This window comes from Microbacterium sp. LWH12-1.2 (assembly GCF_040675825.1).
In the GTDB taxonomy this organism is placed as follows: Bacteria; Actinomycetota; Actinomycetes; order Actinomycetales; family Microbacteriaceae; genus Microbacterium.
Map to the genome: position 1 here is coordinate 301,476 of NZ_JBEGIJ010000001.1, position 20,660 is coordinate 322,135.

General features: G+C 68.7%; 18 protein-coding genes. 8 read left to right on the forward strand and 10 right to left on the reverse strand.

Annotated elements, in window-relative coordinates:
* Positions 1-53: 53 nt before the first annotated feature.
* The 3 genes from MRBLWH12_RS01350 to MRBLWH12_RS01360 form a co-directional block, all read right to left on the reverse strand.
* Positions 54-1,220 carry an ABC transporter substrate-binding protein gene (locus MRBLWH12_RS01350; RefSeq protein ID WP_363545274.1) on the reverse strand — a complete coding sequence of 389 codons (1,167 nt, stop codon included), beginning with the start codon at positions 1,218-1,220 and terminating at the stop codon, positions 54-56.
* A gap of 53 nt (positions 1,221-1,273) precedes the next feature.
* Positions 1,274-2,062 (reverse strand): MoaF C-terminal domain-containing protein, encoded by a 789-nt coding sequence (locus MRBLWH12_RS01355; RefSeq protein ID WP_363545277.1) that lies wholly within the window; start codon positions 2,060-2,062, stop codon positions 1,274-1,276.
* A 161-nt stretch (positions 2,063-2,223) separates the two neighbouring features.
* The gene (locus MRBLWH12_RS01360; protein ID WP_341975499.1) at positions 2,224-3,180 is read right to left on the reverse strand and encodes a helix-turn-helix domain-containing protein; all 957 of its coding nucleotides are present in this window, start codon (positions 3,178-3,180) and stop codon (positions 2,224-2,226) included.
* Positions 3,181-3,286: 106 nt separating this feature from the next.
* Here MRBLWH12_RS01360 and MRBLWH12_RS01365 point away from each other — a divergent pair, with 106 nt between their 5' ends.
* Positions 3,287-4,486 (forward strand): DUF998 domain-containing protein, encoded by a 1,200-nt coding sequence (locus MRBLWH12_RS01365; protein ID WP_363545280.1) that lies wholly within the window; start codon positions 3,287-3,289, stop codon positions 4,484-4,486.
* A gap of 3 nt (positions 4,487-4,489) precedes the next feature.
* Here the strand turns inward: MRBLWH12_RS01365 and MRBLWH12_RS01370 are convergent, their stop codons facing one another.
* Positions 4,490-5,890: an MFS transporter gene (locus tag MRBLWH12_RS01370; protein ID WP_363545283.1), complete on the reverse strand. Its 1,401-nt coding sequence runs from the start codon at positions 5,888-5,890 to the stop codon at positions 4,490-4,492.
* Between the two features lie 100 nt (positions 5,891-5,990).
* Here MRBLWH12_RS01370 and MRBLWH12_RS01375 point away from each other — a divergent pair, with 100 nt between their 5' ends.
* Positions 5,991-6,890, forward strand: coding sequence for an N-acetylglucosamine kinase (locus MRBLWH12_RS01375; protein ID WP_363545286.1), 900 nt, complete (start codon positions 5,991-5,993; stop codon positions 6,888-6,890).
* Entirely contained in the window at positions 6,880-7,815 is a 936-nt protein-coding gene (gene murQ, locus MRBLWH12_RS01380) for an N-acetylmuramic acid 6-phosphate etherase (protein WP_363545289.1), read from the forward strand. Before MRBLWH12_RS01375 ends, murQ begins: the two co-directional genes overlap by 11 nt.
* A 22-nt stretch (positions 7,816-7,837) precedes the next feature.
* Here the strand turns inward: murQ and MRBLWH12_RS01385 are convergent, their stop codons facing one another.
* Together MRBLWH12_RS01385 and MRBLWH12_RS01390 are read right to left on the reverse strand one after the other, a co-directional pair.
* A complete protein-coding gene (locus tag MRBLWH12_RS01385) occupies positions 7,838-9,820 on the reverse strand; it encodes a primary-amine oxidase (protein ID WP_363545292.1) in 1,983 nt (660 codons plus the stop codon).
* Between the two features lie 117 nt (positions 9,821-9,937).
* On the reverse strand, positions 9,938-10,522 hold the full coding sequence (locus tag MRBLWH12_RS01390; protein WP_363545295.1) for a TetR/AcrR family transcriptional regulator: 585 nt from the start codon (positions 10,520-10,522) through the stop codon (positions 9,938-9,940).
* Between the two features lie 67 nt (positions 10,523-10,589).
* Here MRBLWH12_RS01390 and MRBLWH12_RS01395 point away from each other — a divergent pair, with 67 nt between their 5' ends.
* Positions 10,590-11,099: a hypothetical protein gene (locus MRBLWH12_RS01395; RefSeq protein ID WP_363545297.1), complete on the forward strand. Its 510-nt coding sequence runs from the start codon at positions 10,590-10,592 to the stop codon at positions 11,097-11,099.
* 26 nt (positions 11,100-11,125) lie between these two features.
* On the forward strand, positions 11,126-11,791 hold the full coding sequence (locus tag MRBLWH12_RS01400; RefSeq protein WP_363545300.1) for an SDR family oxidoreductase: 666 nt from the start codon (positions 11,126-11,128) through the stop codon (positions 11,789-11,791).
* Between the two features lie 16 nt (positions 11,792-11,807).
* Here the strand turns inward: MRBLWH12_RS01400 and MRBLWH12_RS01405 are convergent, their stop codons facing one another.
* Both MRBLWH12_RS01405 and MRBLWH12_RS01410 read right to left on the reverse strand, forming a co-directional pair.
* Positions 11,808-12,131 carry a DMT family transporter gene (locus tag MRBLWH12_RS01405; RefSeq protein ID WP_363545303.1) on the reverse strand — a complete coding sequence of 108 codons (324 nt, stop codon included), beginning with the start codon at positions 12,129-12,131 and terminating at the stop codon, positions 11,808-11,810.
* Positions 12,128-12,499: a DMT family transporter gene (locus MRBLWH12_RS01410; RefSeq protein WP_341975489.1), complete on the reverse strand. Its 372-nt coding sequence runs from the start codon at positions 12,497-12,499 to the stop codon at positions 12,128-12,130. The genes MRBLWH12_RS01405 and MRBLWH12_RS01410 overlap by 4 nt, the downstream gene beginning before the upstream one ends.
* A 166-nt stretch (positions 12,500-12,665) precedes the next feature.
* Here MRBLWH12_RS01410 and MRBLWH12_RS01415 point away from each other — a divergent pair, with 166 nt between their 5' ends.
* A complete protein-coding gene (locus MRBLWH12_RS01415) occupies positions 12,666-14,114 on the forward strand; it encodes a glyceraldehyde-3-phosphate dehydrogenase (RefSeq protein ID WP_363545307.1) in 1,449 nt (482 codons plus the stop codon).
* A 38-nt stretch (positions 14,115-14,152) separates the two neighbouring features.
* The gene (locus MRBLWH12_RS01420) at positions 14,153-15,220 is read left to right on the forward strand and encodes a winged helix DNA-binding domain-containing protein (RefSeq protein ID WP_363545310.1); all 1,068 of its coding nucleotides are present in this window, start codon (positions 14,153-14,155) and stop codon (positions 15,218-15,220) included.
* Positions 15,221-15,230: 10 nt separating this feature from the next.
* On the opposite strand, the gene MRBLWH12_RS01425 is transcribed toward MRBLWH12_RS01420, so the two are convergent.
* The gene (locus tag MRBLWH12_RS01425) at positions 15,231-16,673 is read right to left on the reverse strand and encodes a helix-turn-helix domain-containing protein (protein WP_363545312.1); all 1,443 of its coding nucleotides are present in this window, start codon (positions 16,671-16,673) and stop codon (positions 15,231-15,233) included.
* 108 nt (positions 16,674-16,781) lie between these two features.
* On the opposite strand from MRBLWH12_RS01425, the gene MRBLWH12_RS01430 reads away from it, so the two are divergent.
* Entirely contained in the window at positions 16,782-18,644 is a 1,863-nt protein-coding gene (locus tag MRBLWH12_RS01430) for a phosphoenolpyruvate carboxykinase (GTP) (protein ID WP_363545315.1), read from the forward strand.
* A gap of 123 nt (positions 18,645-18,767) precedes the next feature.
* On the opposite strand, the gene MRBLWH12_RS01435 is transcribed toward MRBLWH12_RS01430, so the two are convergent.
* On the reverse strand, positions 18,768-20,654 hold the full coding sequence (locus MRBLWH12_RS01435; protein ID WP_363545318.1) for an ABC transporter ATP-binding protein: 1,887 nt from the start codon (positions 20,652-20,654) through the stop codon (positions 18,768-18,770).
* Positions 20,655-20,660: the final 6 nt, after the last annotated feature.

Consider the following 20,660-nt stretch of genomic DNA (forward strand, 5'->3'; position numbering starts at 1 on the left):
GTGCCCGGTCGTCGAGCGTGCGAAGCGGCGCTCGACGACCGGGGTGGGTGCGGTCAGTCTTCGAAGCGGAACCAGTCGTCCGCGACCTGCTCCCAGGCGTTGGTGCCCGACTTCAGGACGATCGGCCAACCGGCGGTGTTGTCGGTGCCGAAGGCGTAGGGTGTGCCGACCATCGGGTTCTCGATCGGGTCCATGTTCTTCAACGCCTCACTGACGCTCTCGCGCGTGATGTCGCCGTCGATGCCTTTGAGCACCTCGATGAAGTACGTCGCTGCGAGGTAGCCGCCCTGGCTGAACGAGGTGAGCGCGATATCGTTCGCGGTCATCAGGTCGCGCCACTCCTTGTTGATCTCGTTCTCCTCGGTGAACGGGTAGAACTCGGCCGGGACGTAGATGCCACCGGCTGCGTTGTCGATCGCTGCTGCGAAGTTCTCGCTGTACACGCTGGTCAGGTACAGGAACGTGACGTCATCCCAGCCCTGCGCATTGGCGGCCTTGAGCTGGCCGATCGCGTCGGGCTCGATCGGGTTGACGGCGAGAGCCTTGCAGCCCTGCTCGCGCGCCTTCACGATGTACGGCGTGTAGTCCGATGCGCCGTAGGGCACGGTGTCGTCGACGTACTTCGGCTCTTTTCCGGTGAGCTCGGTCCACTTGTCGATCGCGGCCTGATAGGTGGGTCGCGTGGAACCGGCGATCTCGAGCAGGACGCAGATGTCCTCGAGTCCGAGGACCTCGGAGCCGTACTGCAGCGTGAGGGTCATGTCGTTGAAGGGCCCGACGTTCACCGGCGAGATGTTGCCGCTGGCGAAGCATCCGGTGTCGACTCCGATGCCGGGAACGGAGAGGATGCCCTCCTGCTCGTAGTACTTGGCGTTGATCTCGCACTCCAGGAGGCTCGCGGATCCGACGAGCGCCACCGCCTCGTCGCTGCCGACCATCTCGCGGGCGGAGGCCGTCGCGGTCGCCGGGTCGCCCTTGTCGTCGAGCACTTTGTACTCGATCTCGCGGCCGTCGAGGCCGCCCGCCTCGTTGAAGGCATCGAACACGGCGGCTGCCGCCTCGGATGCTTCGGGGAACGTCGCCGGGCCGCTGAGCGTGTTGACGGAGCCGACGACGATCGGCGCGCCCTCGCCTCCTCCGCTGTCTCCGCCGGCACAGCCGGCGAGGACGAGGGTGGCGACGGCGATCAGGGCTGCTGTGCCCGTTGCTCTCGTGTTCATGTGATTCTGCCTCTCGTGTTCGGGTGATCGGGGTCGTGAGCCATGCCTGCAGCTCAGAGGGGCTGGACGTCGGGATACGCGACGGAGCCGAGCGGATAGATGTGGCCGCCGCCGCGGGAGTGCTCGGCATCCCCGTCGCCGTTGAGGCCGAGGAAGATGCCGGTCGTCATCAGCTGATATCCCAGATCGTGCAGCCACACGCTGGCGACGGCGATCCGGAACTCCCGGAAGCAGAACAGGTACAGGCCGTCGGCGAACTTCCACACCGTCGACAGGTCCATGTCGCCGTGGCCCCGCTGCACGCCCTCGAGGCATTGCCAGGCATAGCGCTGGCTGGAGATGTACACGTGCTCATAGAGGTGATCGGGGCTGTAGCGGTAGACGTTGCGCTTGCCGATGAGGTCGCGGCTGGGCCCGGGTGCCTCGCCGGTGGCCACGCCGGCGTCCGTGGTCGCCGCCCAGAACTCCTGGCCGACCTGAGGCGTTCCCTCGATCGCCTCGGCGCCGATGCGGGATCGGATGACGGATGCTCGGTGCGTCGTCGTCGAATAGACGACGGTGATCGCCTCGCGCTCGCGGCTGGCAAGTGGGATGTTCACGAACAGGACGTCATCGCGCACGGCGACAGCGTCGTAGGGGTCGGTCCCCGACGTGTCGAATCCGGACCAGGAGACGGCATCCGAGGCGAAGATCAAGGAGAGCACGGAACCGTCGTCGAGAGTGAGCGAAAGACTCGTTCCATCGAGGGAGGTGTTCGGCAGCCGGTAGGTGTCGATGCCGGCCGCGAACTCGTCATACGTGCGCCACTCGTCCAGTGCGGGATCGATGGAGGTGTCGGTCATGAGCGTCCTGAGGTCGCGTGCGGCGGAGCATCGTCGCCCCGGGCGCCGCGCCGTCGCGGTGCACTTGCCTCATGCTGGTTCTGGCCGGGGCATCCGCTCAAGGGCAACGCGACCATCGCGCGCCGACAGTCAACCGGCGTGCCCTCCGGGGCAAGTCGCGGTCAGTGCGCGGAGCGGTACTCGCTCGGAGATACCGAGAAGGCCGTCTTGAACGCGCGGCTGAAGTGCGCCGCATCGACGAAGCCCCAGCGCGCGGCGATCGCGGCGACGGGGCGATCCGCGAGCATCGGGTCGAGGAGATCACGTCGGCACTGCTCGAGGCGGCGGGTGCGGATCCAGGTCGACACGGTCATGCCCTGCTCCTGGAAGAGTCCGTGCAGGTGTCGGGTGGAGATGAAGTGCGCGGCGGCGATCGAGGCGGGGCCCAGGTCCGTCGAGGCGAGGTTGCGATCGATGTAACCGCGGATGCGCTGCACCAGGGCCCTGTGCGGATCCGCGGAGGACTCGTCGAGCCCGAGCTCGCGGGTGAAGACGGTGGTGACGAGGTCGAGCGCACTGTGCGCCAGGCGTGCTCCGGTGGTGCCGGCGAGCTGGTCGAGGTTGCCGGCGAGCTGGGTGAGATAGGGCACGACCATGCTGCCCAGTCCCTCTTGGCCGGAGATGCGCACCGCGGTGAGCTGGCCGATCATGTCGGGCGGCAGGCTGATGAGGTGCTTCGGGAACATCACGACCATGGTCCGGAAGTCCTCGTCGAACACGAGCGAGTAAGGGCGGTCGGTGTCGTAGACGGCGAGGTCGCCGACGCGCAGCACGGCTTCGCGGTCATCCTGGATGAGCATGCCGGTGCCGGCCAGCATGAGGCTGACCTTGAAGTACGAGCGGTCACCTCGGGCGATGAGTTCAGGAGTGCGCTCGACGACGTGGGAGGTGGCGCGCACGTCGTTCACGTGCACCTCGTCGACGGACGCGCCGCGGATCACACCGCGGAACCGATCGGCTCCGACGCTCGACACCTGCAGGGGCACGAACGACTCGGAGACGGCAGCGCGGAACTCACTGATGTTGCGCGCGACCAGGGTCGACACCGATTCGGCGGGAGCAGCGGGTACACCGATCATGATGGAACACCTCGGGATGGTGGAACGACGACTTTGTATACGATCCGTAGGGTGATGTTACCACCGCTGGTCGATGCGCGATCGGCGAAGATCGCATCGCCATAGGATGACGACCAGAAGTCCGTTGACGCTCGGAGGGCGCGTGATGATCACCCAGGGGGAGCGGCTCCTGCAGTTTCTACGGGCGGCTCGCGGGCCGGAGACTCCGGCGGCCGTGCTCGAGGCCGTCGCACTGATCGTCGGGGCCGGCCTCATGGCCATCGGATTTCCGATCAGCCTCCTGGCTTTCTGGGGCAGAGACCTGGCGATCAGCGGTGCCGGATCGATCGGCGCATTCGCGGCGATCGGCGGTGCGATCGCTGCGGTGATCGCGTTCGCGCTCGGCCGTTACGCCGTGCGTCCCGTCGATCAGCCGTCGGATGTCGCGCGCGACGGATTCAGCGTGCCCGGCGATCGACTGCGCTGGTACGACCTGGCCGCGATCGCCTTCGCGCATGCGGCGATCGCCTATCTGGGCTGGATCGGCATCGCCCAACTGCTGGAACAGGCATTCACCGACGCGCCGGTCTTCGGGTTCCCCGGCGCGATTCTCGTCACTGTCGCCGTCGCGCTCACCGGATACGTGTGCTTCCTCAGCGCAGCGGGCCTCACGCCGATGACGCTGTCCCTGGTCCTCACGGTCTTCCTGGTGATCGGAGCGTTCGCCAGCATGCTGGCCTCGAGCGACGTGCACTGGTGGCAGGAGAACCTGTCGGCACTCGGGATGAGCACGAACAGCGCGTCGCGGGCGTTCAATCTGACACTAATCATCGCCGGTGTCATGGTGACGACGATCGCGCGCTACGCCACGGCGGGTCTGCCCGTCGAGGAGCCGGTCGATCGCCGGGGCAGGGTCGTCCTGCGCGCCGGCCTGATCCTGATCGGGATCTTCCTCGCATGCGTCGGCGTCTTCCCGGTGGACCAGTTCCTTCCCCTGCACAACACCGTGGCCACCGGAATGTGCGTGGCCTTCGCCGTCATCGTGGTCGGGCTGCCCTGGTTCCTGCGCAGCATCCCGCGGGTGTTCGTGGTGTTCGGCTGGGTCTACGTACTGGTGATCATGCTGCTCGGGGTGTTCTTCGCCACCGGCTACTACAACCTCACGGCGGTCGAACTCATCGCCGCGATCCTCATCTTCAGCTGGATCATCGTCTTCCTGCGCACCGCCGGGTCGATCAGCGCGCCCGCCGGCTCGTCGGGCGAGACGGCCACCGGACCCGCGGCCACCGCGGGAGCGGCGGCGGGTCCGGTGGCGTCGACGGCCTGACGGTCAGTTCCGCGCGGATCGGAGCATCGCTGCGGCGGCGATCAGTCCGGCGACGGCGATGAGGGCGGCGCCCGCGAACGCGGCGCCGTAGCCGGCGCTCTCCCCGGTCGCACCGCCGACGGCAGTACTGACTGCGGACAGCGCAGCCAGACCCAGCGCAGAGCCGATCTGGTAGCTCGTGTTGACGAGGCCCGATGCGACTCCGGCCTCGGCGGGCGGAGCGCTCGCGATGGCCGTCGTGAGCGATGGGACGAAGGCGAGTGCCATTCCGGATGCGGCCACCAGTGAGGCGGGGAGCACATGCGCCACGTATGACCCGTCCGCCGGTGCGAGGGCGAGCATCCCGACGCCGATCCCGAGCAGGACGAAGCCGCTCGTCACCATCGCTCTGGTGCCGAATCGTGCCGCCAACCGGGGAGCGAACACGGTCATCCCGACGACGATGAGTGCGGTCATCGGCACGAGCGCTGCACCGGAGGCGAAGGCGGATGCGCCGAGCACGTTCTGCAGGTACAGGTTGAGGAAGAACCACATCGGTATCCAGGCGGCGCCGAGAAGGAGCTGCGCGATGTTCGCGCCGGCCAGCTGGGGCATCCGGAGCATCCCCAGCCGGAGCAGCGGCTCAGCGGCGCGAGCCTGCCGCACGGCGAAGCCGACGAGCAGCACGATGCCGCCTCCCAGTGCGCCGAGCGTCTCGACGGTGAGCCAGCCGGCCTCCGGGGCGCGGACGATGCCGAAAACGGTGAGGGCGAGGCCGACCGTGCCCGTGACGGCGCCGATGACGTCGATTCTCCCGGTGGCGCGAACCCCGGCGGGGAAGGCGAGCGGTGTGAGGGCGAGGATCACCACGGCGATCGGCACCGTGATGTAGAACACCCACGGCCAGCCGAGGTACTCGGTGAGCAGGCCACCGAGGAAGACGCCTGCCGTGCCTCCGATGGGTGCAGCGGCGCCGTACACCGCGAATGCGCGCGGAAGCATCGGCGTGCCGCCGAAGAGGGTCATCAGCAGCGTCAGCGCGGCGGGGGCGATGAGTGCCGCGCCTGCACCCTGGACGCCACGGGCGGCGATCTCCACCCACGGAGTCGTCGCGAGGCCGGCGGCGAGCGACCCGACCAGCAGAGCGGCCCAGCCGATGCTGAAGATCTTGCGAGCGCCGAACAGGTCGGACAGCCGTCCGCCGAGCAGCAGCAGTCCGCCGAACGCGATGACGTAGGCGTTGAAGATCCAGGACAGGCCATCCGCGCCGAATCCGGCATCGCGACCGATGTCCGACAGTGCCACGCCGATGATCGAGGTGTCCATGATGACGACGAACTGGGCTGCCGCGATGAGGGTGAGGCCGAGTCCCCTTCGGGGACTTCGGAGGAGTGCGGCTCCGGGGTTGCTCTGGGTCGTGGACACGAGGCGGCCTTTCTCTCTGCGCTGCCGTCGATCGGCAGCTCTGGAGAACGTAACACATACCCCCCGGGGGTATTCCCGATCGCATGCGTAGACTTGTCTCATGCCAGATCCGTCCGTGGGCGTCGCCGTCGATCTCGGCAAGTCCCAGTGCAGAGTCGCCTCCGGTACCGGCACCGAACGCGTCGCCCGCACGGGCATCGGTGCGCCGGGGCTCGCTGCCCGTGACGGCGTCGACGCGGCGGTCGGCGCGATCCTTCCCCTGCTGCATCAGTTCCCGACGCCGATCGATCTTCTCGGTGTCGGCGCGGCGGGCGCCTGGGCGGCTCCGGATGCCGCCGCAGATCTCGCGCGGCGCCTCGCTGCCGAGACCGGCGCTCGCGTCGCAGTGGCCTCTGACGTCGTCACCGCGCACATCGGAGCTCTCGAAGGAGCGACCGGAGTGCTGCTCATCGCCGGCACCGGCGCCGCCGCGCTCGGCGTCGACGACGACGTGCGCCTGGTCGACGGTTGGGGTCCGGAGATCGGCGACTTCGGCAGCGGCTCCTGGCTCGGTCGCGAGGCGCTCCGCGCCGTCCTGCGTGCCACCTCGGGCCTCGGCCCGCAAACGCGCCTCGTCTCCGACATCGGTGGGCCCATCGGCGACCCGTCCGACATCCCCTCCTGGCTCGCGCAGGACGGACCGGTCGCTCGACGACTCGCGACGCTGGCCCCGCTGGTGCTGGACGCCGCTGCCGCCGAAGACCCCGCAGCCACCGCCATCGCGGCCGAGGCCGTGCGACTGCTCACGGCATCCGCCGTCGCCGCAGCCGGACGCACCGTCGACGTCGTCGTGCATGGCGGGCTCACCGATCACCGCTGGTTCCGACAGGCTCTGGAGGCCGCGCTTCGTGCAGCGGGTCGCCGCGTCGTGCCTGCGGCCGGCGACGCTCTCGACGGGGCGCTGCTGCTCGCCCGTCGCTCCGATCTTCCCCATGAAAGGTTCGTGCACCGTGCCGGATGACACCTCCCGCCTGACCGAGCTCCTCGACGAGCTCTCGCAGCTCGATACCGAGGCGCAGGACGCCGAACGGGGCGATCTCGACCTGCTCGACACCGCAGAGCTCGTGCGGCGCATGAATGCCGAGGATCAGCGGGTGCCGACCGCGGTGGCCGAGCGGTCCGCCGAGATCGCCCAGGCAGTCGACGGCATCACCGATCGTTTCCGGCGTGGCGGACGCCTTGTCTACATGGGCGCGGGCACCGCGGGCCGCATGGGCGTTCTGGACGCGAGCGAGTGCCCGCCCACCTTCGGTACGGATCCCTCGATGGTGGTCGGGCTCATCGCCGGCGGCGAACCCGCGATCCGTTCGGCCGTGGAGAATGCAGAGGACGATGAGGATGCCGCGATCGTCGCACTGCGCGACATGGAGATCGGAGCGCTCGACACGGTCGTGGGGATCTCGGCGTCCGGGCGCACGCCGTACGTCATCAGCGGGCTGACGTTCGCTCGCGAACAGGGCGCGCTCGCCGTCGCGATCGCGTCGAACCGCGACTCGGCCATCGGAGCCGTGGCCGACATCGCCATCGAGGTCGTCACCGGCCCGGAGTTCATCTCCGGATCCACGCGGCTCAAATCGGGCACTGCGCAGAAGCTCGTGGTGAACATGCTCACGACCCTGTCGATGATCAAGCTCGGCAAGACCTACCGCGGGATGATGGTCGACCTTCTCGCCACGAACGAGAAGCTGCACGCGCGGTCGATCCGCACGGTGTCGACCCTCGCCGGTGTCGGCACCCCCGAAGCGGCCTCCACGCTCCGCGAGGCAGGCGGGTCGGTCAAGCTCGCCCTCCTGGTGCTCGCCACCGGGGCATCAGCGGAAGAGGGCGCATCGGCACTCGAGGCCGCCGACGGCATCCTGCGCGATGCCATCGCCGCTCTCCGCTGACGCGGGCAGGCCTGATTCGATCTCAGTGGCCGCACGTGCACGCGCCGCTGCCGCAGCAACCACCGCCCGCGGCATCCGGTCTCCCGTGCGCCTGCGATGACTCCGGAACGTCCAGCGCAGGATTCTGGTCGAGGAAGCCGTAGGGTTTGAACCAGAATCCGGCGTAGTCGACGGGCATGATCGGCCAGTCCTCCGGCCGCGGGAAGTGCGTCAGGCCGAAGGTGTGCCAGAGCACGATGTCCTCACCATCGAGGGAACGGTCGCCCGCTGCGTATTCAGGCAGTCCTGATCCGCCCTGGTGCGCGTTCGGGTAGCGGCCCGCCGGCCAGATCTGCCCGGCCTCGTGCTGCGTCGCCCAGAGGTGCTTCGTGGCGAAGGCTGCCCGCGCCGCGACGGATGATGCAGGGTCGGCCATCAGCAACGCGGTCGGCTCCGGGATCAGGTGGTACGCGGTGGGGCGGCCGACGTGGTTGGTGCGTGAGGCGCTCTGCACCTCCCAGGCGCGAGCGACGGAGGCATCGGCCTGGCGCTGCGCCGCGGACTCGGTCGCCAGCGTCGTCTCCGACCACGTGAACGCGTTACCGAAGGGGTTGTCCGCGCCCATCGGGATCCGCTGCGCGTCGACCTCGACGAGACGGTTGTCCTCGCCGTCGATGGCGACATCGAGTCGGGCGCAGAACAGGTGCTGGTGCACCGGGGCGAACACGCCGGGAGCGAGCTCGGTCGCGTGCTTCTGCCGTACGCCGGGTTCGCCCGCTGCAGCGAACACGATGCCGGTGGCCTTCGCCACGACCTCGATCGAACCGTCGAGGTAGAAATGCCAGTAGAAGCCGTAGTCGTAGTTGCCGATCGTGGAGAAGTACGAGACGACGAAGCGGCGGGATCTGCGCACGTCGGAGCGCCCGGAGAGATCGGTGTGCTTCCAGAGGATGCCGTAGTCCTCCTCGTGCATGCAGATCACGTTCGGGATGCGGACCGGGTTGCCGTGATCGTCGGCGACGAAGCCGTCGAGGTAGCGGATGACGCCGAGGCAGTCGCAGCCGAGCTCGAGGTGGTTGGCGTTCTTGCCGAGGAGGTATTCGCCGGCGTCGAAGTAGCTGATCCAGAAACGTCCGGGAGCTGTGTCGCCGTAGGGGACGACCATCTCCGGCACGCTCGCGCGGCTGAGCACCGAACGTCCGTCGAACGTGATGTCGTGCAGCACCAGTCCTTCGCGGGCGTTGAAGTCGACCCGCATCGCCCACTTCTCCCACTCGACGAGCGAGCCGGAGAGGGTGAAGCTCGGCCCCTCGGGCTGGGTGATCTCGATCGGCTTCAAGGTGGTGCGGGCGTCGCCCTGCACTTCGGGGTAGTAGTTGCCGTGGCCGGCGGGCACCGGCACATCTCCGTGGTCCTCGACCCGGATGACGCTGTTCGTCGTCAGGTCGATGTGCACGATGAGACCTTCGACGGGATGCGCCCACGGTGAGTCGTTCTCGTCGTACTTGAGGAAGGTCAGCGAGCGGATGACGCGACGGCCGACCTCATCGGCGCGACCGGTGTATCCCGGGGCGAGCGGGCCGCAGAAGGCGAGCTCGACGTGCTCTTCGAGGCCCCGGCGTCTCATCGCCGCGCGCCATTCCGGGGAAGCCTTCGCGATCGCCTCGGCGCGCTCGTACTCCTCGAAGAGGTACTGCGGTTGTCCGTAGGGCGGGGCGTCGTTGGGTACGCGCTGAGCACTGACGACTTCGCCGCGTGTGAGGGAGACGACGACCTCGGTGGCGACACCGGTGGCGGTGTCGAGGAGGGTGACGTCGACCCGCCGATCGATGGGATGGCCGGGTTTCCATGCCGCCAGCTCGCGCTTGGTCGGCTCGTCCGGAAGGAGCATCGGCACCCGGACGGTGGAACCCATGAGCCCCGAAGACTCGAGCACCGCACGGGTGGCGGCGATCTCCGCACCGGTGAGGGGGTCGAGAGGGTGCGGCGTTGCGATCTTCTCGAGGTGGACGGGCTGGTGGGACATCTTCGTACCTCACTATTTCGAGCGCATGCTCAATAAACGGGTTGCGACGATGCTACGCCCCGCGGTGCGCGCGCACAAGCGTCGAATCGGCGGAGGTGGGGCAGTGGGGGGGCCGGGTCAGAGGCGCCAGGGAGCGAGGATGCTGTCGAGCACGGCGAGGTGTGCGGCGGCATTCTGAGGCTCGGTGACCTCGACGACCTGCTGGCCGTAGGTGATCGAGCGCAGGAGGGCCATCACGGCGTCGAGGGGAGTGTCGGCGCGGAGCGCTCCATCGGTGACGGCTTCGCCGAGAGCTTCTCGGATGCTGTCCTGCCATGTCGCGAGGGTCGGGGCGGCGGCATCCGGCGTCGAGGCGAGCGTTGCGAGTCGACCCCAGAAGCCGACCACGACGTGTGCTTCGGTGCGGGTGCCCTCGTCGACGGGGAGAACCTCGCGCATGATGGCGTGCAGTCGGGGAAGGCCGCGGAGGTCGGCGGTCGCGGCCTCGATCCGCACGTCGGTGCGGCGCGTGACCTCGGCCGCGGCGGCGCGGATCACATCGTCGAAGCCGTCGAAATAGTGCCAGAGCGAGCCCGTCGCGATGCCGAGTTCCTTGGCGACCGCGCGGGAGGTGACGCTCTCATGGCCGTCGCGTGCGGCGACGACGAGCAGCGCCTCGGCGATCTGCCGGCGGCGCTCGTCATGGTCGACAACGCGGGGCACCTGCCCATCTTGGCGCATCGGAAGAGGGTCTGGCTATTTTGAGCGCACGATCAATATAATCCACGGCATGGACCACCCGACGATGACGGCGCTGATGATCGCCAGCGCGATCGCGGCCGTCACGTGCTGTCTTGCGGCCGGCCGAGCAGTGCCGTGGCAAGGACGCCAGGCTGTGATCGTGATGGCCATCGCGATGGTCGCCTCGGCGGCGTCCGCCGGCGACTCGCGCATCGCGTTGCTGGCGGGGGCCGCCCTCATGCTCTCGGCCATGCTCGGCACAGTGGGGCTGCGCGGACGCCCGGTCGTGCGCACCTGCTGTCATCGCGCGCTGGGGTCGCTGGTGATGGCCGTGTGCATGTTCTCCGGGATCTCGCACGGGGAGATGATCGCGGAGGCGGGTCATGGGATGCACAGTGGAACGGATGCCGTGGGGGTGCTCGCAGCCTTCGGCGTCGTCGCGCTCGCCGCGTGGACGGTGGCCGACCGGATCCGTCCACACGGCGGCACCTCGCGCTTCGTCGTCGTCGAGGCCTGGGTCATGACCGCTGGTGTGGCGATCATGTGGCTCGCGCACTGAGCATCAGCCTCCGGTAGCGTGGCCGGATGCCCCTCGCATTGATCACCGGTGCTGCGCGCGCGAACAGCATCGCAGCCGGCATCGTCCCGCGCCTCCGTGCCGCCGGCTGGACCGTCATCACCAGCGATCTCGAAGACGCCGACGTCACCGCCGACCTCTCGACGCATGACGGGCCGGAGGCGCTGATCGCCGAGGTGAACCGCGCGCACGGCACGATCGCAGCCCTGATCCTCAGCCATGCGCACGACATCGAATCCGGCATCCTGGACACCACGGCCGAGAGCTTCGACCGGCATGTCGCGATCAACGCCAGGGCGGGTCTGCTGCTCATCGCGGCCTTCGCGCGCCAGGCGGACGAAGGCGGCGGTGTCATCGTGGCGCTCACCAGCGATCACGTCACGGGCAACCTGCCCTACGGTGCATCGAAGGGCGCACTCGATCGACTGGTGATCTCGGCGGCACGCGAGCTCGGTCCGCGCGGCATCTCTGCGAACGTGCTCAATCCGGGGCCGATCGACACCGGCTGGATGGACGATGAGACCCGCGATTCTCTCGCGGGAATGACACCCCTCGGCCGACTGGGGCGCCCAGCGGACGTCGCGGCGACCGTCGAGTTCCTGGTGTCGGACGAGGGGCGTTGGATGTCCGGTCAGCTGATCAAGACCGACGGGGCGTTCTCCGCACAGTTCTGAGGTTCGGCGGTCAGCCTCAGTGTCCGCCGCCGAACTCGATGAGGGCGACGCCGGCGGCGATGAGCGCGACGCCGATGGCCATCATCGCTGAGAAGTGGTCCTTGAACAGCATCCTCCCGAGTATGGCCGTGATGGCCACACCGGCCGCCGCCCAGACACCGTAGGCCACGCCGACGGGCATTCCCATCGCGAGAACGGCGCCGAGGAGCGTGAACGCGAGGAGGTAGCCGACGACGATCACGGGGATCCAGCGTCGGCGCCGCAGGCCCTCAGACGCACGAAGGCTCAACGTCGCCGTGACCTCACTGGCGATCGCGATGGCGAGCAGCAGCCAGGTCACGATGCCGCCTCGACCGCGGGCTCGCGCTTGTGGGAGCCGAGCTCCACGAGCAGCACGCCGATCACGATCGCTCCGACTCCGATGATCTGCACCGGCCCCAGCAGTTCGCCGAACAGCACCGTTCCGAGCACCGCAGTCAGCACGACTCCGATCGCCGACCAGATGCCGTATGCCACGCCGACCGGCATCCCGCGGTCGAGAACGATCGACAGCAGCCAGAGCGACCCGCCGTAACCGATCACGACGGGGATGAGCCACAGCGGATACGTGAAGCCTTCCGCAGCTCGGAGCGACAGAGTGGCCGCCACCTCGAGGCCGATCGCGGTGAGTAACGGCGGCCAGGCCGATGGGCGGGGACGGTCGGTCATGCTCTGCCTTTCGATAGTGCGCTCGCGGGGGAGAACGTGCGGAGGATACGGGAGATTCCCGAAGCACCCATGAACAACGCGTACCCTGGTATGCATCCCCCGAACTCACCCGGCACCTGCGCGCCGGAGACCCATCGGCGCGCCCCTCACTCATGCAAGGATGCAGATGAACGATTTCGCGGCACACCGTGACGACTGGACGGCACGAGAAGAGCTGGCGGAACGGATGATTCCGCTCGTCGGAGCCCTCAAGCGAGAACACGATGTGGTGACGTCACTGCATGGGCATCGCCTGCTCGGGCTGTCGGCCACCGGGCTTGTCGAGGTGCACCAGCGCGTCGCCCAGCTCGGCCATGAGCAACTCGCCCTGCAGGACAGCCTCGCGGTACTCGAAGCGCTCCGCGAACTCGCGCCCGGTGCGTCGTCGCTCGATGTCGCGCGCCTCGTCGAGGGTCATGCCGCCGACGAGCGCCCGCTCGCCGAGTACCTGCGTGAGGTGCTCGCTCCCGCGATCGGGGCGACCCCTGCCGCCCCCACCGACGTCGTGCTGTACGGCTTCGGGCGGATCGGGCGTCTCCTCGCCCGCATCCTCATCGCGCACACCGGTGGAGGCAGCGGCCTGCGTCTGCGCGCCATCGTCGTGCGCCGCGGCGCCGAGAACGACCTGGTCAAGCGCGCGTCGCTTCTGCAGCGCGACTCCGTGCACGGAAAACTCGCCGGTTCCGTGACCGTCGATGAGGATGCCGAGCAGATCATCGCGAACGGCACCCGCATCCAGGTGATCTACTCCGACGACCCCGCCGGCATCGACTACACCGCCTACGGCATCCGCGATGCGATCGTCGTCGACAACACCGGGCGCTGGCGCGATGAAGCAGGGCTCTCGCAGCACCTGCAGTCGCCCGGCGTGGCCCGCGTGCTGCTGACCGCCCCGGGCAAGAGCCCGCTCAAGAACATCGTGCACGGCATCAACGACGACACCATCGAGGCTGGCGACCGCATCCTGTCTGCCGCGTCCTGCACGACCAACGCCATCACACCGGTGCTCGCCGCGATCGACGAGGCGTACGGCGTCGTCAAGGGGCACGTCGAGACCGTGCACTCGTTCACGAACGACCAGAACCTCATCGACAACTTCCACAAGGGTGACCGGCGGGGCCGCTCGGCGGTGCTGAACATGGTGATCACCGAGACGGGCGCCGCCAAGGCCGTCGCCAAGGCGCTCCCGCAGCTCGAGGGCAAGCTGACCGGCAGCTCGATCCGGGTGCCCACCCCCGATGTGTCGCTGGCCGTGCTCCACCTCACGATCGCGCGGCCGGCGACCAAGGAGCAGGTGAACGACTACCTGCGTCGTGTCTCGCTGCACTCGAAGCTGCGCCAGCAGATCGACTACGTCGAGTCGCCCGAGGTCGTGTCGACCGATTTCGTCGGCTCGCACCGCGCCGGCATCGTCGACGGTCTCGCCACGATCGCCGATGAGGACACGCTCATCCTCTACGTCTGGTACGACAACGAGTTCGGGTACTCCTGCCAGGTCATCCGCGTTCTCGAGGTCATGGCGGGTTCGCACCCGGTGGTGCTCCCGGCGCGCCGAGAGGTCACACTCCAGGGCTGAGCAGGCGCGACGTCGGCGCCGCAGGGCAATATGGGGGCATGACGCCCAGCGCACTGCTGTCCGAACGCCTCCGCTCCCATCGCCTCACCGCGCCAACGCGGACGGTGACGGATGCTGCGGCGCACATGCTCGCCGTGCAGAGCCAGGAGTTCCTCGCCGGTCGCTGGGCGCTCGGCATCCGCACGACCGGCTCTCCGACACTCGCGACGGTCGACCGTGCCTTCGCTCGGGGTGACCTGGTGCGCTCATGGACGATGCGCGGCACCCTGCACATCATTCCGGCCGCGGATCTGCGCTGGGTGCTCTCGGTGACCGGCGAGCGGCAGCGCAAGCAGGTGGCGGGTCGGCATCGCGAACTCGGAATCGACGCCGAGCTGCTCGATCGTGTCGGGCGAGCGTTCCGGGAGCGCCTGGCCGATGGCGGCCGCACGAGGGCGCAGCTGCTCGACGACATCGCCGAGCTCGGTATCGACCCCGCAGGGCAGCGCGGCGTGCACATCATCGGCGCACTGTGCGTCGACGCGGTCCTGGTGCAGGGGCCCGTCGTGGCACGCGACGGCGCCGTCGGCCGAGAGCAGCTGTTCGTCCTCGTCGACGAGCACATCCACGCCCAGGCGATGCCCGACGACCCGCTGGCCGAGTTCTTCGTCCGCTACGTCGACGGGCACGGGCCGGCGACCGCTGCGGATTTCGCCTGGTGGTCAGGCCTGACGCTCGGAGCCGCTCGTGAGGCCGTCGAACGCGGTCGGTACCGCGTGAGCGAGGTGGACGACGGCGTCTTCGTCTCCGCAATGCGGCCGCGCCGTGCGCGCGGAGTCGACGATGACGCGGTGCGGGCCCTGCCGATGTTCGACGAGTACTACATCTCCTACGCCGATCGCGGAGCCGTCGCCGACGCCGCGGCCATGGCCCTTATCGGTCCGGGCAAGAACGGCATGGTGCGCGCGAGCCTGCTCTCGCGCGGACGCATCGCCGGGGCGTGGACCCACTCGGCCGCCGTGGGGCGACACCGCGATGCGCCGCTGGCCGAGCCCTTCGACGCCGAACTGGATCCGGATGCCGTCGCCGCCGCTCTGGCGCGCTACAGCGAGTTCGTGAGCGGCTGAGCGCACCCGCCTACTCGTCGGCGTGCCGGCCGAGGAACGTGTACACCTCGTTGTCGTCGACGCCGGGGAACGCGCCACGGGGGAGCGGCGAGAACATGTGCGTGTGCACGCGGGCGCTCGGCCAGGCCTTACCGCTCCAGCGATCGGCGAGCTCGGCAGGAGGGCGGCGGCAGCAGGCCTCGTCGGGGCAGGTCGAGACAGCCCGATCCGAGGTCTCGCGGCCTCGCCACCATCGCGCGTCGTCGAAGGGCACGCCGACGGTGACGGAGAACTCTCCGTCACTCGATGAGCCCGTCTGCGTCGCGCACCAGAACGTCCCGGACGGAGTGTCGGTGTACTGGTGGTGCTCGGTCGTCCGGTTCTGCTGAGTGAACGCTTCGCGCGCCTGGAACTTGCGGCACACGCGCTGCCCCTCCACGGCGCCGGTGACGTCCATCGGCAGGGGGAGATCGTCGTTCTCGTAGACGCGCGTGATGGCGCCGTTCGCGTCGACGCGCAGGAAATGCAGCCGCATGCCGAGGTGCTGAGTGAGCAGGTTCGTCATCCGCATGGCGGCCGCTTCATGCGTGACGCCGAACGCGTCCCGGAAGTCCTCGACGGCGAGGTTGCGGTCCTTCTTCGCCTGTTGCAGGAAAGCGACCGATGCCGTCTCGGGCATCAGGCAGCAGGCGGCGAAGTAGTTGATCTCGAGCCGCTGCTGCAGGAAGTCCGCATAGTCGGTGGGGGGAGTGTGCCCGAGCAGGCGGTGAGCCATCGCCTGCAGGGCCATCGAGCGCAGGCCGTGGCCGCCGGGGATGGACGCGGGCGGCAGGTAGATCCGGCTGTTCTCGAGATCGGTGACCGAGCGCGTGGAGTGCGGCAGGTCGTTCACGTAGATCAGCTCGAAGCCGAGCTTCTGCGCCATGATGTTCACGGTGCGGTGCGTGAGCGCTCCTTGTACGTGGCCGGCCGATCGGAGGTGCTTCTCGGCGAGCTTCTCGATGTCGGCGAGATAGTTGTTCTGTTCGCGCATCCGCAGGCGCAGCTCGGTGTTCGCCCGGCGAGCCTCTTCCGGTGTCGCGATCGCCTCGCGTTCACGGCGCTGCAGCTCGCGGTGCAATCCCAGAAGCGATTCGATCGTCTCGTCGCTCATTCCCTTGCTGACGCGCACCGGCGCGATGCCGAGCTGCCGGAACACCGGGCTCTCCTGTGCGCGTTCGAGCTCGATCTCGAGGGCCGCCCTCCGGTTCGGCGGTTCGCCGGAGATCAGATCGGTGACTTCCGTGCCGGTGGCGTGGGCGATCGCCTGCAGCAGCGACAGCTTGGGCTCGCGCTTGCCGTTCTCGATCAGGCTGAGCTGCGACCCCGCGACGCCGACGAGGGCGCCGAGTTCATCGAGCGTGAAGCCGTTCTCCAGACGGTGATGACGGATGCGGTGGCCAAGGGTTGTGAGGTGGATGCCGGAGGTCGCCATTCCTTGAGTCTAGCGAAAGAAACGCACTTCTTAATGACGAGATCGGCCGAAAGTGTCGTGTTGTGGGAAGAAGATAGATACAACGCCCCACACTTCAAAGGAGCAGTCATGGCCATCGCCGAAGTCTTCACCCCTCGCACCTCTGCCGTCGCATCCGCGCGCACGTTCGGAACGGCACCGAGCTATGACACGCCTGCAATGGCCGAGCTGGCCGCATGGGTCGAGGAGATCCGCACGCTCACCCAGCCCGCGAACGTGCACTGGGTCGACGGATCGCGAGCCGAGAACGACTGGCTCCTGCGCGGTCTCGTCAGCGAGGGCAAGCTCATCAAGCTCAACCCCGAGTGGCGCCCCGGGTCCTACCTCGCCCGCTCGCACCCGAGCGACGTCGCCCGCACCGAGGGGCGCACCTTCATCGCCTCCGAGCGCGAGGAGGACGCCGGTCCCACGAACAACTGGGCCGATCCCGCCGAGATGCGTCAGACCATGACCGGCCTCTTCGAGGGTTCGATGCGGGGCCGCACGATGTACGTCGTCCCGTTCTCGATGGGCCCCGTCGGCGGACCGCTCTCGCACATCGGTGTTCAGATCACCGACAGCGCCTACGCCGTGGCATCCATCGGCATCATGACGCGGGTCGGCGATGCCGTCACCCGCCGGATCGCCGAGGGCGCGCCGTGGGTGAAGACGGTGCACACGGTCGGCGCCCCGCTCGCCGAGGGCGAGGCGGACGTCGAGTGGCCGTGCAACGACGAGAAGTACATCGTGCACTTCCCGGACACGCTCGAGGTCTACTCGTTCGGCTCGGGCTACGGCGGAAACGCCATCCTCGCGAAGAAGTGCTTCGCCCTGCGCATCGCCTCGGTGATCGCGCGGGATGAGGGTTGGCTCGCCGAGCACATGCTGCTGATCCGGGTGATCGACCCGCAGGGCAAGGCGTACCACGTCGCCGCGGCGTTCCCGTCGGCATGCGGCAAGACGAACCTGGCGATGCTGCGCCCGACGATTCCAGGGTGGCGGGTGGAGACGCTCGGCGACGACATCGCCTGGATCCGCCCCGGTGAGGACGGGCGGATGTGGGCCATCAACCCGGAGGCCGGCTTCTTCGGGGTTGCGCCGGGCACGGGTGAGTCGACGAACGTCACGGCTGTCGAGACGCTGTGGGGCAACACGCTCTTCACGAACGTCGCGCTCCGCCCGGACGGCGATGTCTGGTGGGAGGGGCTCACCGACGAGGCACCGGCCGAGCTCATCGACTGGGAGGGCAACCCCTGGACGCCCGAATCGGGTCGCCCTGCTGCGCACCCGAACTCGCGGTTCACCGTCTCGGCCGCGCAGTGCCCGCAGATCTCCGAGGACTGGGAGCAGGCGGTGCCGCTCGACGTGATCCTCTTCGGTGGTCGTCGTGCCACCAACGTCCCGCTCGTGGTCGAAGCGACCGACTGGACGCACGGGGTGTTCCTCGGGTCGACCATCTCGTCGGAGCGCACGGCAGCGGCCGAGGGCACGCTCGGAGAACTGCGTCGCGATCCCTTCGCGATGCTGCCGTTCTGCGGCTACAACATGGGCGACTACTTCGCGCACTGGCTCAAGGTCGGCCGCAGCCTGCGCTTCGACCGGGCGCCGCGGATCTTCCAGGTCAACTGGTTCCGCCGCGGCTCCGACGGCCGGTTCCTGTGGCCCGGATTCGGCGACAACTCGCGCGTCATCGACTGGATCATCCGCCGCGTCGCGGGCGAGGTGCCGGCGGTGGACAGCCCGATCGGTCGACTGCCGCGGGTGGAGGACCTCAACCTGGACGGACTCGACATCGCGCAGGCGGATCTCGACGAGCTGTTCTCGATCGACTCGGCGGCCTGGCTCGCCGAGGCCGACCTGACGGAGGAGTTCTTCGACACCTTCGGCGACAAGCTGCCGGCCGCGCTGCGCGCCGAGCTCGCGTCGCTGCGCTACCGCCTCGCCAAGGCGTAGCACCCAGACAAGGTGCCGGTTCGGGGGATCCGGCACCCCAGGCGCCCGCAGGGTGCCGAACCAGCGACGGCGGAATGGCGGAGACAGCCCATGGCTGAGTGGTCTCTGGCGTTCCGCCGTCGCTCATGCCAGCAGCTGATGCCTGGCGAGGTCGCGGTAGAGCGGTGTGGACTCGACGAGCTCGGTGTGCGTCCCCTGACCCACCACCGCCCCGTCCTGCAGCACGATGATGAGGTCGCTGTCGACGACGGTCGACAGGCGGTGCGCGATCACGATGAGCGTGCGGTCGGAGGAGACGGCGTCGATGGCCTCTCGCATCCGCCGTTCGTTGACGCCGTCCAGTGACGAGGTCGATTCATCCAGCAGCAGGATCGGTGCCTCGGTGAGCAGCGCCCGCGCGATGGCGAGGCGCTGACGTTCGCCGCCGGACAGCATCACGCCGTCCTCGCCGACGGGCGCCTCGAGGCCGAGCGGGCTCCGCTCGAGCACGTCGCCGAGGTTCACCGCGTGCAGTACGCGCTCGCAGTCGGCGTCGGATGCCGCAGGAGCGGCGAGCCGTAGATTGTCGGCCAGGGTGCCCGCGAGAGTCGGGGCATCCTGCTCCACGTAGCCGAAGTGCGCGCGCAGCTCCTCGCGCGGATAGGTGCGGGCGTCGTGACCGTGCAGGCGGATGGAGCCGCCGGTCGGATCGTAGAACCGCTCGAGGAGGGAGAGGATCGTGCTCTTGCCGGCGCCGCTCGGCCCGACGAGTGCGACGCGCGCCCCGCGTGGTACGGCGAACGAGACGCCGCGCAGGACTTCCCGTGCCGGAGCCGGGGCGCCCGCGTCATCCGCGCGCTCCAGATGGGCATCGGCGAGAAGCGTGTGCGCGGCGAGGGCGGCGGCCTGACGTGCGGCGACGACGTTCTCGGGGTACTGGAATCGCACATCGCGGAACTCCACAGCGGGAGCATCCACGTCGGACCCGGAACGGGGGATGGATGCCGCCGCCACCGCGTCGTCCTGTTCCTCGGTCGGCAGGTCCAGAACCTCCTGAATACGGCCGAGGGCGCCGAGGGCCTGATTCACCGAGGTGATCGCACCGAATGTGGAGGCGAGCGGCATCACCAGCATGAACAGGAACATGATGAACGTGATGAGCGAAGCGATCGTGATCGCGCCGGCCGCGACACGGAACCCGCCCACGCCGAGAACCACGAGCAGAGACAGCTGCAGCGCGATGCCGGCGATCGGGACGACGAGTGACGAGATCTTCGCGATCTTCACGCCGAGCCCGTAGGCGTCAGTGGCGAGGTCCGACACGGCGGTGGTCTCGCGCTCGGTGGCACCGGAGGCGCGGATGGTGCGGATCGATCCGACGGCGCGCTCCACGCCGGAGGCGAGCTCGCCCACCTTCTCCTGCTGCGCGGTCGATGCAGTGCGGATGCGTCCGCTGAGGACGGTGACGACCACGACGCTGACGCCGATCACCACCACGATCAGCAGGAGGAGGATCGGGTCGATGATGAGCATGGCGATGAGGGCGCCGAGGAACAGGATGGCGCTGCCGACGGCGTCCGCCAGCCCCTGCGTGAGCACGGCGTAGAGCAGTGTCGTGTCGGTGCCGACGCGCGAGACGAGGTCGCCCGTTCGGCGGGCATCGAACTCGCTGATCGGCAAGTGCAGGATGCGGGCGATGAGCTTTCGGCGGCTCGACAGGACAACGGCCGTGCCGGTGCGCTGCAGGAGATAGTGCTGGTAGCCGGAGATGACCGACGAGACGACCACGAGCCCGACGAGCACCCAGACAAGGATCCCCAGGCCGCGCTGGGACTGCACCGCCTCGATGACCTGGCCGACGAGGAGGGGTTGCGCGAGTGAGGTCGCGGCTCCCACCACACTCAGCACCGCGACGACGACGAGGGTGCGCTTGTGCTCGAAGAGGAAGGGGAGAAGCTGGCGGAACGTGGCGCGCGGACCATCCTGCTGCGCGCCTCGTCCGCGTCGGCGTGGCGTCGCCGTGCGGGACATTCGGGA

Coding starts and splice junctions, on each gene's coding strand:
- MRBLWH12_RS01425 (WP_363545312.1), bottom strand. CDS start 16,673: ATGGCGACCTCCGGCATCCACCTCACAACCCTTGGCCACCGCATCCGT.
- MRBLWH12_RS01435 (WP_363545318.1), bottom strand. CDS start 20,654: ATGTCCCGCACGGCGACGCCACGCCGACGCGGACGAGGCGCGCAGCAG.
- MRBLWH12_RS01415 (WP_363545307.1), top strand. CDS start 12,666: ATGAACGATTTCGCGGCACACCGTGACGACTGGACGGCACGAGAAGAG.
- MRBLWH12_RS01385 (WP_363545292.1), bottom strand. CDS start 9,820: ATGTCCCACCAGCCCGTCCACCTCGAGAAGATCGCAACGCCGCACCCT.
- MRBLWH12_RS01365 (WP_363545280.1), top strand. CDS start 3,287: ATGACGACCAGAAGTCCGTTGACGCTCGGAGGGCGCGTGATGATCACC.
- MRBLWH12_RS01375 (WP_363545286.1), top strand. CDS start 5,991: ATGCCAGATCCGTCCGTGGGCGTCGCCGTCGATCTCGGCAAGTCCCAG.
- MRBLWH12_RS01395 (WP_363545297.1), top strand. CDS start 10,590: ATGGACCACCCGACGATGACGGCGCTGATGATCGCCAGCGCGATCGCG.
- MRBLWH12_RS01420 (WP_363545310.1), top strand. CDS start 14,153: ATGACGCCCAGCGCACTGCTGTCCGAACGCCTCCGCTCCCATCGCCTC.
- MRBLWH12_RS01360 (WP_341975499.1), bottom strand. CDS start 3,180: ATGATCGGTGTACCCGCTGCTCCCGCCGAATCGGTGTCGACCCTGGTC.
- MRBLWH12_RS01430 (WP_363545315.1), top strand. CDS start 16,782: ATGGCCATCGCCGAAGTCTTCACCCCTCGCACCTCTGCCGTCGCATCC.
- MRBLWH12_RS01410 (WP_341975489.1), bottom strand. CDS start 12,499: ATGACCGACCGTCCCCGCCCATCGGCCTGGCCGCCGTTACTCACCGCG.
- MRBLWH12_RS01400 (WP_363545300.1), top strand. CDS start 11,126: ATGCCCCTCGCATTGATCACCGGTGCTGCGCGCGCGAACAGCATCGCA.
- MRBLWH12_RS01350 (WP_363545274.1), bottom strand. CDS start 1,220: ATGAACACGAGAGCAACGGGCACAGCAGCCCTGATCGCCGTCGCCACC.
- MRBLWH12_RS01355 (WP_363545277.1), bottom strand. CDS start 2,062: ATGACCGACACCTCCATCGATCCCGCACTGGACGAGTGGCGCACGTAT.